The organism is Streptomyces sp. NH27 (assembly GCF_056859195.1).
This window is the reverse complement of sequence record NZ_JACEGK010000200.1, coordinates 1-13032: the sequence shown is the minus strand read 5'-3', so window position 1 is coordinate 13032 and position 13032 is coordinate 1. Positions and strand designations below refer to the sequence as shown.

General features: G+C 71.2%; 11 protein-coding genes. 5 read left to right on the top strand and 6 right to left on the bottom strand.

What is annotated here, in order from left to right; translation table 11 throughout:
- Together AC13HU_RS17925 and AC13HU_RS17920 are read left to right on the top strand one after the other, a co-directional pair.
- Positions 1 to 1027 (top strand): protein phosphatase 2C domain-containing protein (locus tag AC13HU_RS17925; protein WP_483042891.1); only part of this gene is annotated, 1027 nt, incomplete at its 5' end.
- 28 nt (positions 1028 to 1055) lie between these two features.
- Positions 1056 to 2798, top strand: a complete 1743-nt coding sequence (locus AC13HU_RS17920) for a pyruvate dehydrogenase (RefSeq protein WP_483042890.1) — start codon at positions 1056 to 1058, stop codon at positions 2796 to 2798.
- A 75-nt stretch (positions 2799 to 2873) separates the two neighbouring features.
- Here the strand turns inward: AC13HU_RS17920 and AC13HU_RS17915 are convergent, their stop codons facing one another.
- Genes AC13HU_RS17915 through AC13HU_RS17905 form a run of 3 tightly spaced genes read right to left on the bottom strand, consistent with a single transcriptional unit; the run spans position 2874 to position 4620 of the window.
- A complete protein-coding gene (locus AC13HU_RS17915) occupies positions 2874 to 3797 on the bottom strand; it encodes a fascin domain-containing protein (RefSeq protein ID WP_483042889.1) in 924 nt (307 codons plus the stop codon).
- Complete coding sequence (locus AC13HU_RS17910; protein ID WP_483042888.1) at positions 3761 to 3907, bottom strand: hypothetical protein; 147 nt, start codon at positions 3905 to 3907, stop codon at positions 3761 to 3763. Before AC13HU_RS17910 ends, AC13HU_RS17915 begins: the two co-directional genes overlap by 37 nt.
- Before the next feature lie 2 nt (positions 3908 to 3909).
- Complete coding sequence (locus tag AC13HU_RS17905) at positions 3910 to 4620, bottom strand: hypothetical protein (RefSeq protein WP_483042887.1); 711 nt, start codon at positions 4618 to 4620, stop codon at positions 3910 to 3912.
- A gap of 305 nt (positions 4621 to 4925) precedes the next feature.
- On the opposite strand from AC13HU_RS17905, the gene AC13HU_RS17900 reads away from it, so the two are divergent.
- Positions 4926 to 5342, top strand: coding sequence for an ATP-binding protein (locus AC13HU_RS17900; RefSeq protein ID WP_483042886.1), 417 nt, complete (start codon positions 4926 to 4928; stop codon positions 5340 to 5342).
- A 145-nt stretch (positions 5343 to 5487) separates the two neighbouring features.
- On the opposite strand, the gene AC13HU_RS17895 is transcribed toward AC13HU_RS17900, so the two are convergent.
- Both AC13HU_RS17895 and AC13HU_RS17890 read right to left on the bottom strand, forming a co-directional pair.
- Entirely contained in the window at positions 5488 to 6609 is a 1122-nt protein-coding gene (locus tag AC13HU_RS17895; protein WP_483042885.1) for a DUF2637 domain-containing protein, read from the bottom strand.
- Positions 6610 to 6791: 182 nt separating this feature from the next.
- The gene (locus AC13HU_RS17890) at positions 6792 to 7613 is read right to left on the bottom strand and encodes a (2Fe-2S)-binding protein (protein WP_483042884.1); all 822 of its coding nucleotides are present in this window, start codon (positions 7611 to 7613) and stop codon (positions 6792 to 6794) included.
- Positions 7614 to 7949: 336 nt separating this feature from the next.
- Here AC13HU_RS17890 and AC13HU_RS17885 point away from each other — a divergent pair, with 336 nt between their 5' ends.
- Positions 7950 to 8645: a GntR family transcriptional regulator gene (locus AC13HU_RS17885; protein WP_483042883.1), complete on the top strand. Its 696-nt coding sequence runs from the start codon at positions 7950 to 7952 to the stop codon at positions 8643 to 8645.
- Between the two features lie 17 nt (positions 8646 to 8662).
- On the opposite strand, the gene AC13HU_RS17880 is transcribed toward AC13HU_RS17885, so the two are convergent.
- Positions 8663 to 10795, bottom strand: a complete 2133-nt coding sequence (locus AC13HU_RS17880; protein WP_483042882.1) for a HEAT repeat domain-containing protein — start codon at positions 10793 to 10795, stop codon at positions 8663 to 8665.
- Between the two features lie 565 nt (positions 10796 to 11360).
- Between AC13HU_RS17880 and asnB the strand changes: the two genes are divergently transcribed.
- On the top strand, positions 11361 to 13032 hold a 1672-nt coding region (asnB, locus tag AC13HU_RS17875), incomplete at its 3' end, for an asparagine synthase (glutamine-hydrolyzing) (RefSeq protein ID WP_483042881.1).

Below are 13032 nucleotides of genomic sequence, written 5' to 3'. Positions count from 1 at the left end.
CCCGCTCCCGTCCCCGTCCCTGCCGGCGCCCTCGCGTCCGGCTCCATCCCCCGCGCAGCCGCCCGGCGAGACCGTGTTCGCGGAGGGTGAGGTGCGGTGGGCGCCGGAGTTGCCGCCGGGGTGGGTGCCGGCGCCCGGGTCGGTGCGGGCGGTGGACGAGGCCGGCACGGAGGTGGGCGTGGTGGGCGGCGGCCCGCCGACGTACGGGTCCGAGCCGACCGCGTGGCCGGAGGCGGACCCCGACGGGCTGGACGCGCTGGTGCCCGACACCGTGCTGGACGGGGCGGCGTACGGCGTGATGACGCTGCGGACCGCGGCGGTGCGCGGCGACTCGGCCCGTTACCGGGGCCAGCCGCGCCGGGACGCGCTGCTGAGCGCGCGGTTCGGTACGGGCGACGACGCGTTGCTGCTGGTGGCGATGGCGAGCGGGGCGCGGGGGGCCGACGACGCGCACCGTGCCGCGCAGGACGCGGTGCGGTGGATCGCGGGCGCGGTGGGCCGCAGCCGGGCCCGGCTCGCCGACGATCTGCGGGCCGCCCGCCGGGGCTCCCTGAAGTCGGGGCTGCACCGGCTGACCGACCGCTGCTACGGCAGGCTGCGGGCCCGGGGCGAGGACCTGGGCCTGGACGAGGGCGCGTACACCGCGTCGGTGCGCTGCCTGCTGCTGCCCGCCGACCCCGCCTGCCGTATCCGGCTGTTCTTCGGGGTGGGGGAGGGCGGCCTGTTCCGGGTCCGCGACGGCGCCTGGCAGGATCTCGACCTCGCGCCGGACGAGGCGTCCGCGTCGGACGAGGCGTCCGCGCCGTTCCGGTTCCGGGCCACCGTCGCCCGGCCGGGTGATGCGCTGCTGATGTGCAGCGCGGGCCTGGCCGAGCCGCTGCGCGGCGAGCCGGAACTCGCCGCCCACCTGGCCGGGCGCTGGGGCCAGGGCCGCGCGCCGGGCCTGGCGGCGTACCTCGCGGACGCCCAGACCCGGGTGAAGGGTTATGCCGACGACCGTACGGTGGTGACCGTCTGGGATGCGTGATCGCCCCATCCGTGGGGTGATGGTCAGCATGGCGAAGCAGACGGTGGCCGAGCAGTTCGTCGAGGTCCTGGCGCGGGCGGGAGTGCGGCGTCTCTACGGGGTGGTCGGCGACAGCCTGAACCCTGTGGTGGACGCGGTGCGCCGCAGTCGCGCCCTCGAATGGGTGCATGTGCGGCACGAGGAGACCGCGGCGTTCGCGGCGGGCGCCGAGGCCCAGCTCACCGGGCGGCTGGCGGCCTGCGCGGGCTCCTGCGGTCCGGGCAACCTGCATCTGATCAACGGGCTGTACGACGCGCACCGCTCGATGGCGCCGGTGCTGGCGCTCGCCTCGCACATCCCGAGCAGCGAGATCGGCACCACCTACTTCCAGGAGACCCATCCCGACCGGCTGTTCCAGGAGTGCAGTCACTACAGCGAACTGGTCTCCAACGCCGCCCAGATGCCCCGGGTGCTCCAGACCGCGATCCAGCACGCGGTCGGCCAGGGCGGGGTGTCCGTGATCAGCCTGCCCGGCGACATCGCGGCCCAGCAGGCGCCGCAGCGCACCGAGGAACACGCGCTGGTCACCCGCCGGCCCACGATCCGCCCGGGCGACACCGAGATCGACGAGCTGGCCCGGCTGGTGGACCGCGCCCAGCGGGTCACCCTCTTCTGCGGCAGCGGCACCGCGGGCGCGCACGACGAGGTGATGGCCTTCGCGCAGAAGGTCAAGTCGCCGGTCGGGCACGCGCTGCGCGGCAAGGAGTGGATCCAGTACGACAACCCGTACGACGTCGGCATGAGCGGGCTGCTCGGCTACGGCGCCGCGTACGAGGCCATGCACGAGTGCGACCTGCTGATCCTGCTGGGCACCGACTTCCCGTACAACGCCTTCCTGCCGGACGACGTGACGATCGTGCAGGTCGATGTGCGGCCCGAACACCTGGGCCGGCGCTCGAAGTTGGACCTCGCGGTGTGGGGAGACGCAGGAGAGACGCTGCGCTGCCTGACGCCGAAGGTCCGGGAGAAGAAGGACCGCGCGTTCCTGGACCGGATGTTGAAGAAGCACAGCGACGCGCTGGAGGGCGTCGTGAAGGCGTACACCCGCAAGGTGGACAAGCATGTGCCGATCCACCCGGAGTACGTCGCCTCCGTGCTGGACGAAGTGGCCGCGGATGACGCGGTGTTCACCGTCGACACTGGGATGTGCAACGTGTGGGCGGCGCGCTATCTGACGCCCAACGGACGGCGGCGGGTGATCGGTTCGTTCTCGCACGGGTCGATGGCGAACGCGCTGCCGCAGGCGATCGGGGCGCAGTTCCTGGACCTGAAGCGGCAGGTCGTGTCGATGTCCGGCGACGGCGGGTTCAGCATGCTGATGGGCGACTTCCTCACCCTGGTGCAGTACAACCTGCCGGTGAAGGTGGTGCTGTTCAACAACTCCTCGCTCGGGATGGTGGAGTTGGAGATGATGGTCGAGGGCCTGCCCGCGTACGGCACCACCAACCACAATCCGGACTTCGCGGCCGTCGCGCAGGCCGCCGGTGCCTACGGGGTGCGGGTCGAGAAGCCGAAGGACCTGCGCGGCGCGCTCAAGGACGCCTTCCGGCACAAGGGGCCCGCGCTGATCGATGTGGTGACCGACCCGCACGCGCTGTCCATCCCGCCGAAGATCACCGGCGAGCAGATCGGCGGGTTCGCGCTGTCGATGGGCCGGACCGTGCTGGACGGCGGTGTCGGTAAGATGGTCCAGCTCGCCCGGTCCAACCTGCGCAACATGCCGCGCCCGTGAGGGGGTTCACGGGCGCGGCAAGTAGCTCTCTGGGGAGCGAGGGGGGAGCAATGGGGAGTTGGGCGTGGGTATCGCTCAGTCGGTGACCAGGTCGAACTCCTCCCATGGTCCGATCGACGTGCGGTTGGCGATCAGCGCGGACGCGCCGGCGTCGTCGGCGGTCACGTAGTCACCGTTGATGCGCGCCTTGAGGCTGACGCTGCCGTCGCCGTTGTGGATGAGCTGGAACTGTTCCCAGGTGCCGACGGAGTCCACCTTCGCGAGCAGCGGTGCGGCGCCCGCGTCGTCGGCGGTGACGTAGTCGCCGTTGGCGTGCGCCTTGAGCGAGATCACCGAGCCGGTGCCGGGCGTGCTGCCGCCGCCGTCGCCGTCGAGGCCGATCTGCACGTTGCCCAGGTGCTTGGCGGCGGTCGCGGGCGAACCCGTGACCTGCGCGTAAGGCAGCGACGTGGTGGGGGAGTCGACCTGCTCGACCAGGTAGGACTGGCCGGCGCTGACCGGCACGTCGAAAGTGCCGGCCGTGGTCGAGGAGACCACCACCGCGTCGCTGGAGCCGTTGACCACCTGGACGGCCTGGCCGGGCCACGGGCTGCGGACCTTCATGGTGTGCGACGACCCGGCCTCGATCGCGACCGTGACCGGGGTGCCGTTCTGCACCTGCACGTCGACCTTCGTGTCGCCCTGCACCGAGACGGTGCCGCTGACGTCCCAGCCGGTCGGCCAGGCCGGCGCGATCCGCAGCGTGCCGTCGTAGTCCTGCACCAGCGCCTCGTCCAGCGTGGTGGCCACGCCGGAGACCTGCTCGATGTAGCCCTCGGTGCCGACGGTGGCGCCCAGGTCGGCCAGGCCGTTGATGTACACCTGGTGGCTCTGCGTGATGGACACCAGCCGCGCGGCGACCTCGCTGGACAGGCCCAGCCGGGCCGCGTCGATGGCGTCCATGCTCCAGTCGTTGCCGCCGGTCACGGCCCGGTGGTTGTAGCTGCGCAGTTGGCCCACCAGGACTGCTGCGAGGACAGTAGCGACGAGTCGGCGGCGGTGGCGTCGGAGCCGAGCAGCCCCGACGCGGTGCTCGCGGCGTCGCCGCCGGTCCAGGTCGGCGCGCCCACGATCACCCGGTACGAACCGTCGGTGTTCGCGTGAAGTTCACCTTCACCTGGGTGCTGTTGACGACCTGCGCGGACACGTTGCGGCCGCCGGCCGACAGCGCGGCGAGCGAGCCGAAGGTATGGCCGGAGTTGCCGGCCTCCTGGTTGTCCACCCAGGTCTCGGCGAGGGTGCCGATCGAACCGGACGCGGCTGCCTGCGGGGAGCGGCCCGACCACAGGTTGACCGTCGCGGACTGAGCGGTGTCGGGATCGGCGCCGGTGACGTCCACGACCAGTTCGTCCTTGGTCGCCGACACCCATGCCTTGAGTGTCATGCCGCCGCCGGACTCGTCGAGCACCCCGGTGTAGAGGTCGAGGGAGCCCTTGAAGTCGGTGGCGCCGGTGAGTTGGGACAGGCCCGGGATCTGCACCTGGCCGGGCGACTTGCGACCCGGCAGCGTGTCGGCGCGGTTGAGCTGCGCGGTGAAGCCGTTCGCGGCCCACGCGGCCACGCCGAGCGAGCCGTTGCCGAGCGGCAGCGACTGGGCGCCCTGCGTGTTGGGCGAGCCGAGCACGATGTCGGAGCGGCGCACCACGTCGGGGGTGTCGACGTGGAAGCCGCCGTTCTGCCACGCGGTGGTGGCGGTCGCCGCGGCGGCGGGTTGTGCGGCGACGGGTATGAGGAGGCCGGCCGCGAGAATTGCGGCGGCGGCCAGAACGGGTGGTCGGATCATTCGGCGACGTCCGAACGTGCGGTGCTGTGAGTACACGGCCCCTCCCGAGGCGACGGGACATACGACACAGGCGACGCAACATTCAAGAAGCATGGGGGGATGAGTGCGCCACACAGTGACGGCCGGGATCGGGCGTGTCAAGGGTCTGCCCGGCTATACATCGGAGGTGTGGCGGGTTCTGTTGCGTCGCCGGAGACCTGTCAATCCATCGGATGAGTGGACGCACCCGTGGTGGGCATGCCTATCGACAGGGGACAAAGACCGGTTGGAACGGGGGAAGCAGGACGAATATCACGGGGTACCGGTTGCGGCGCGCGGTACGGCGGGCGGATCTGCCCGCTGTGGCCGAAACTCGCAGAGTCCTTCGGGACAGCCTGCGGGAGTGGGGCGTTGCCGCACTGGTGGACACAACGGAACTACTGGCCACCGAACTTCTCACCAACGCACTCCAGCACACCTGCGGCGGCGCCGTGTTGACCGCGACGCTCTCACCGGGGGCATTGCGGTCCGGGGAGCCGGTGCAACGGCTACGGATCGAGGTCCGTGACACCGTCGCCCGGCTGCCGCGCCCGCGCCCACCGCGGTGGGAGGCCGACCCGGCCGGCGACTACGGCACATCGGGCCGCGGCCTGCTGCTCGTCGACGCGCTCGCCGACGACTGGGGTGTGCGGCCGTGCGCGGCCGGCGGGAAGGAGGTCTGGTTCGAACTGAAAGCGGACTGAGAGCGAACCGAATCCGGACTGAAAGCGGACCGACCGCGGACCGAACACCAAAGCGGACCGACCGCGGGCTGAACACGAAAGCGGCGTGACCGCGGATGGACAGGTGTCCACCCGGCAGCCACGCCGCCCGTATACCTTCGGTTGCTCAGCCGAACTGACGCTCCAGGTCCTGGAGTTTGCGCTCCAGGGAGTCCAGTCGGGGCAGCGTCAGCGTGTCGTCCTCGGCGATCAGGTCGAACGTCGTCGGGCCGGACGCGGACGCCGACGGCGCGGACTGCGAACCGAACAGGTCCGCCGCGGAGTTGGTCGGCGCCTCTTCGCGTACCGGCTGGAGTGCCGGACGCGCCCGCACCGGCAGCTCACCGGACGGCAGTTCGGCCGAAGGGGCTATTACAGGCTCCGAAGAGGGCTGGCCGGTACCCGCCGCACCGGCGGCGGGCAACTCGACCTGGCGGCCGCCCCGGCCGCCACGCGGCCACGGCCGCCCCTGACGGCTCAGAGCCTTTATCTTGGCCCGCTCCATCCGGTTGTGGTCGCGGCGCCGCAGATCGTTCTGCTCGCGCTGCCGCTTGTCCTCGCGGACCTCCTCGACCGCCTCGTCCAGCGACCGCACGCCCTCCAGCAGCATCAGCGACCAGGCGCCGTACGTCTCCCGCGGGGCGCGCAGCCACCGCACCATCCGGATCTGCGGCAACGGCCTGGGCACCAGGCCCTGTTCGCGCAGCGCCGCCCGGCGGGTCTGCTTCAGCGCGCGGTCGAAGAGCACCGCGGCCGACAGCGACATGCCGGCGAAGAACTGCGGCGCGCCCGCGTGGTCCACCCCGCGCGGCGCGTGCACCCAGTTGAACCAGGCCGCGGCGCCGGCGAACATCCAGACCAGCATGCGCGAACCGAGCGCGGCGTCGCCGTGGCTGGCCTCGCGGACCGCCAGCACCGAGCAGAACATCGCCGCCCCGTCCAGGCCGAACGGCACCAGGTACTCCCAGCCGTTGGTCAGACCGAGGTTCTCCCGCCCGAAGCCGACCAGGCCGTGGAACGACAGCGCGGCGGCCACCGCGGCGCAGCAGAACAGCAGCACATACGAGGCGCTGGCGTACATCGCCTCCTTGCGGCGGCGGCGCTCCTCGCTGCGCTCCCAGGACTCGCCCTGGGTGGTGCCGTCGCCGGACGAGCGGCGGTTGCGGAAGACGAAGACGCAAGCCGCGAGGACGACCAGGCCGATACCGGCCGAGAGCATCCAGTCCAGCGATATGTCGGTAATTCTCATATGCGATTCCTCGTGTCGCTTCCGTCGCGCTCGGGCCGTTTGGGACTGCTTACGACCGACATCATCGTGCAGAGCGCGGATAGGTTTCAGACGTTACGGCACAAGAGCACGCGAACGGGTTCCCGGGTGCTCGAACTCGCGTGCCAGAACGGTTTAGTTGAGCGAGATCGTAGCGCGGTCGGTCAGGCCGCGGACGCGCGGCGGTCGATCCGGCCCGGTGCGCGCCGTCGCGGGCAGGTGGTGCAGGTGTCCGTGGGGCTGATGGTGTAGTAAAGGCAGCAGGTGAGCCGGGTGCGCGACAGCGCCGCGCACTCCGTGCCGACTGACGGTCCGTCAATCCGCGTACCCGGACGGAACCCCGCGGCGCCCGGGAAAGGGCGGGTGTCGCCCGGTAGCAGCGCGGCCAGTTCGGCCACCGCGCGCTCCTCCTGCTCGAACAACCGGCCGACGTACCAAAGCCCTTCGGTGATTTCGTCGGTGACCATGCCCCACAGGGCGTGTCGGCCGCGTCGCAGCAGTGGGCCGAAGCCGGCGAGCACCGGACCGGCGTGCTCGGCGACCGCCGCCCGCAACTCGTCGCGCAGCGCGGCCGGGTGCGGCGCCGTCCGCGCGCCGGGCAGTGCCGCGGCCGGGTCGTCCGGCAGGCAGCTGAACGACCGGGTGCGCACCGTGATCCGGCCGGTGGCGGCGTGGAACGCCACGTCGTCGACCGGCAGCCGCGGCACCCTGCCGTGCAGGAACCACGGCACCGTGAACAGCAGGCACGCCGGCCACAGGTAGCGGTGCAGCGCGAGGGTCGCCGCGACGTCAGGGCGCGGCGGGCCGGTGCGCTCCCGGGCCAGCTCGGCCGTGGCGTTCGTCACGAACGCGTCCAGCGCGGCGCCGCCCTCGGCGAGCTCGCCCGCGCCGATCCAGCCCGCGCCGGAGGGCGGCGGGGCGGCGGTGATCCGCAGCTGCGGGAAGACCGCGGACAGCCGGGCGTAGGAAGCGCTGGTCGCAGGCATGGTAAGGCTTACCTTAGCGGTCCGGGTGCGGGATTACGCCAGCGGCCGTACGCCGAACGGGTGAGCGCGCCGGGGCGCGATACGGGCGCAGCCGGGTGCCGGGTGCCGGGTGGCGGGTGCCGGGTGCCCAGCGGACGGCGCGCCCTGCGGACGGCGCGCCGGGTGAGTGGCCGGCCGAGTGGCCGGCCGAGTGGCCGGCCGAGGGGCCGGCCGAGTGGCCCGCCGAGGGGCCGGCCGCCCAGCGGGCAGATCCACCGGCGGATGGTCGTACGGTCCGATGATCCGACGTAGGGTCGGACGGATGTCCGGGACAGCGGTGGAGAGGGGCGGGACACGGTGGAGCGAGCCGCGCCCATAGTGCCGCCCGCGCGGGTGCCCGAGCGGCTGTCCGTACGGGACCAGGTGCTCGACGCGCTGCGCGCCGCGATCGTCTCCGGGCAGCTCGCGCCCGGCTCCGTGCATTCCGCTCCCGCGCTGGCCGAGTTGTACCGCGTCTCCGCCACCCCCGTCCGCGAGGCGATGCAGCTGCTCGCCCGCGAGGGCGCCGTCGAGGTGCTGCCCAACCGCGGCTTCCGCGTCGCCGAGCACACCGCGCGCGACCTCGCCGAGCTGGCGGAGGTGCGGGCGCTGCTCGAAGGGCCCGTGGTGCTCGGGCTCACCCGCACCGTGCCCGCCGCCCGCTGGGAGCGGCTGCGGCCGCTCGCCGACGAGGCCGTCGTGCTGGCGGTCCGCGGCGACCTCGGGGCCTACGCCGAGGCCGACCGTGCCTTCCACCGCGCCGTCCTGCAACTGTCCGGCAACCTCCACCTGGTCGCTGTCGCGGACGAGTTGCACCGGCGTACGCAGTGGCCCCCGGCCGCGTCTCCGCGGAAGGCGGGTGCCGGGCGGGATCGGCTGGTCGCCGACGCCACGGAGCACTGCGTGCTGCTCGATGCGGTCGCCTCCGGCGAGGAGGGGGCCGCGGGGGACGTGGTGCGGCGCCACTTCGGCGCCGGGGGCGCCCTTGTGGAAGGCGTTCACCGCCAAGGGTGACGCACACGCAACCCGTCTCATTCCTTGGTGCCGTTGAGCGTGTCCCGCACCCGCCTGACCTCCCACGGGGCATCCGCCACGGGCCAGCTCGCGCTCAACTCCGCCAGCATGGCGCGATGGTCCTCGATGACCTCTTCCCGCATCAGCCCCCATGCAGCAGCGGCTTGAACCTCGACTTCGGGACAGCGCGTCGCCCGGACGAGCGCGTCCGCGGAGTTGGTCCCCGGAGACTCGTCCAGCAGTTCCAGTGCCCTGACGCGGTCGTTCAACGGCACGTTGCCGTCACAGGCGACAGTCCCGAGCGCCTCGACGAGCCGTGGATCGGCCTCCTCCGCGTCCTTGAACACCGCTTCCACCGCATCGAGAGCCCGTTCGCGAACGTAGTCGCTCCCGGCGGCCTCCATGACCTCGGCCAGCAGGGACAGTTCTTCCGCTGCCACCACATCCAGGGCCGACAGCGCGGTGTGGTGATTGGCCCCGGGTCCGTACGTGTGGCTGAGCCCGGCCGGGGAGGGCGGCTGCCGCAGCACCTCCCGGATGCGGTCCAGGACGAGTGCCCGCTCCGGTTCACGTGCTTCCTCGCCGCCCCGTTTCACGGCGCCGTCGGGATACCACCAGTGGTCGAGGGCGATGCCCACGGCTGCCTCGTCGTCGCTTTCGAGCAGCGTGCGAAGCGCCCGGTGATATGACTCGTCCACCGTGGGAGCCCTCAGCCGTTTGTGGGCGCGATACAGCTCCGGGTCGGCCAGCCGATGCCCTTCCCAGTGGATGCTGTGCGGCGTGCCGAAGATCATGTCAATGGGGTTGCAACCCCATGGGCGCTGGGGAGGCTGGTCGCCCCAGCTCTCGGCGACCTCCTCCAGGGCGGCGCGGTGCCGATCCAGGCATCCCGTCTCGATCAGGTAATAGGACGCGTATGCCTGCACCTTCGGCTCTCCCTCGCGAAGCGCCCGGAGGAGAATGTCGTCAGCGTCCGCGCCGAGGCTGTCGGCCAGGACGCGGATCGCTGTCTCCTTCGTGCCGACGGACGGGTCGAAGAGCAGGTCGCCCAGGGCGGCGACGAGCCGCTCGTCTTTTACCTCGGCCTTGCCGAGCACGCCACGGGCCATCCAGATGGCCTTGCCGCGCACCGCGTCCGAGTTCGTGCGGGAAAGAACGTCCAGCAGGAGACACGCGTCGCCGGGCTCGGCATGCCCCTTGAGCATGTTCAGGGCGCTCACCTCGGCGGGGGACATCGGCCGCCGGAGCACCTCACGGGCGCGGGCCAGCACCTCGGGCAGGTAGGCATCGGCAGGTTCCTCGTCCTCCAGGACGTGACGCAGCCCCTCCGAGGACGCGTAGTGGTCGAGCGCGATGCCCACGGCGATCGGGTCCTCGCTGCGCAGCAGGGTGGCGAACGCGTGCAGGCATTCCTCGTCGCTGAGCGGGAACATAAGCTCATCCTGGGCCTTCCGGAGCAGCGGATCGTCCAACTCGGTGCCCTTCCAGTGGGTGCTGTGGAAGCCCTCGACCGCCTCGCGAATCTGGTCGGCCCACCAACCCGCGTCCTGCGGCCAGGACTCCGCGAGCCGCCCGACGTGGTCGCGGTGGACGCGGAGCCGCAGAGGCGTCGCGAGATAGCCCGCCGCACGCACCTGGAGTTCCAGTTCGGGCGACTCGCTGACACGGACGATGAGGTCCTCGACCTCCGGGAGATCGAGATCGTCCAAGGCGCGCATGGCTTCCTTGCGATCCTCCGCATCGAGGCCCTCGTCCAGCACCCTGGCCGTGATCAGCGCCAGCAGCCGCCGGTTCGGCTCCTCGCCCTCCGCGAGGGCGGTGCCGGCCGCGAGAATCGCCGTTTCCCGCACACCAGCGTCTGGGGCGCCTTCGAGGACGTCGGCGATCAAGTCCGCGTTCTCGTCCTCAGCGAGGTGCCACATCATTGTCAGAGCACTCTCGTGGCTGCGGCCGGACGGAGATCGCCCGAGAAGGTCCCGGGCGGCGAAGCGCACCTCGTTGTCCAGCGGCCAGTAGGGGTTGTCCACTCCCCACCTGGTGTCCGCCTGCGCCTGCTGGTAGTCGTCCAGAGCCTCCCGGACGACGTCGATGTCCTCGCTTGACAACCGGGCGCTGAACTCGCCGAGTTGGGACTTCTCGTCGTCGCTCACGAGCACTCCTTCATCATCATCTCTTCAGGTTGGCAGAGCCGTCCTGGCGAGGCCCGGCCGGGTCTTACGGCCTGGGGTGGGGTACGGCGAGCATCGTCCAGGACGAGGCCGTGGGCCCGGCTCATGCGTCCATGCGCTCATCCGCTCATCCGCTTCGGCGTGAACGTGGGAACCGGCCATCGTGGCCGAAGCGGGCCGGGAGGTATTCGGCCGTTCACCGGGGCCGGGCGGAGCCCATCCGCGGGGGCCGCGTACACCCGTTGGCGCCGGGCGGGGTGTATACGAACGGCCGCGCGGAACTGCTTCTTCCACTTTTTCGGCCCGCTTACCCCAACGCCTCGCAAAGTCGTACCCAGACCCTTGACGGAGGGTCATTGGCGCGCGCTGGAGGGGGCATCTATGCAGGCCACTCATATGATGACCGAAAGTTGCTTATTACATACACCTGTCGTCGGGCCGCCGTTGACGGGCGGCCCGCCGGGGATCGACCATCCGTTTAGGTGCTCAATACACATGATTCGTGTTGCGAGCGCGTTGCGTGTGCCCGACTGAACGGAGAAGTCGCATGTGCGGAATCACCGGATGGATCTCCTACCAGCGTGACCTGGCGGCGCAGCGGCCCATGGTCGACGCGATGACCGAGACGATGTCCTGCCGGGGGCCCGACGACCGGGGCACGTGGATCAGCGGACCCGCGGCGCTCGGCCACCGCAGGCTCGCCATCATCGACCTGCCCGGCGGCCGCCAGCCGATGAGTGTCGAGGCGCCGGGCGGCACGGTCGCCATGGTGTACTCCGGCGAGGCGTACAACTTCACCGAGCTGCGCGCCGAACTGGCCGGCCGCGGCCACCGGTTCAGCACCGACTCGGACACCGAGGTGGTGCTGCACGGCTACCTGGAGTGGGGCGCGGCGGTCGCGGAACGGCTCAACGGGATGTACGCGTTCGCGATCTGGGACGACCGCGAGAAGAAGCTCGTGATGATCCGGGACCGGATGGGCATCAAGCCCTTCTACTACTACCCGACCGCCGACGGCGTGCTGTTCGGCTCCGAGCCCAAGGCGATCCTGGCCAACCCGCTCGCCGAGCGGACGGTGACCCTCGACGGCCTGCGCGAGCTGCTCGTCATGGTCAAGACCCCGCGGCACGGCTTCTGGGACGGCATGCACGAGGTGGAGCCCGGCACCGTGGTGACCGTGGACCGCGCCGGCATCCGCACCCACACGTACTGGTCGCTGGAGACCCGGCCGCACACCGACGACAAGCAGGCGACGATCCAACACGTGCGCACCCTGCTCGACGACATCGTGCGGCGGCAACTCGTCGCCGACGTACCGCGCTGCACGCTGCTCTCCGGCGGCCTGGACTCCTCCGCGATGACCGCGCTGGCCGCGCAGCAACTCGGCCGGACCGGCGAGACCGTACGCAGCTTCGCGGTCGACTTCGTCGGCCAGACCGAGAACTTCGTCGCCGATGAGCTGCGCGGCACCCCCGACACCCCCTTCGTGCACGACGTGGCCGACAACTCCGGCACCGAACACCAGGACATAGTCCTGGACTCAGACCAGCTCGCCGACCCCGCCGTACGCTCCAAGGTGATCGCGGCCAGGGACCTGCCCGCGGGCTTCGGCGACATGGACGCGTCGCTCTACCTGCTCTTCAAGGCGATCCGCGCGCACTCGACGGTGGCGCTGTCGGGGGAGTCCGCCGACGAAGTCTTCGGCGGCTACCTCCAGTTCTTCGACCCCGAGGCCCGCCAGGGCAACACCTTCCCCTGGCTGGCGAGCTTCGCCAAGCACTTCGGCGACGAGGAGGGCGTCCTCAACGCGGAGTTCAGCCGCAGCCTGGACCTGGACGGCTACGTGCGCGACTCCTACGCCACGGCCTCCGGCGAGGTCCAACGGCTCGCGGGCGAGAGCGACTTCGAGTTCCGGATGCGCACCATCTCGTATCTGCACCTGACCCGCTTCGTACGGGTGCTGCTGGACCGCAAGGACCGCGCCAGCATGGCGGTCGGCCTGGAGGTGCGGGTGCCGTTCTGCGACCACCGCCTGGTGGAGTACGTCTACAACACGCCCTGGGCGCTCAAGTCCTTCGACGGCCGCGAGAAGAGCCTGCTGCGCGAGGCGACCGCCGACGTGCTGCCGCGCTCCGTCTACGACCGGGTCAAGAGCCCCTACCCCTCCACCCAGGACCCGGCGTACGCCGTCGCCCTCCAGAAGCACGTCAAGGAGGTGC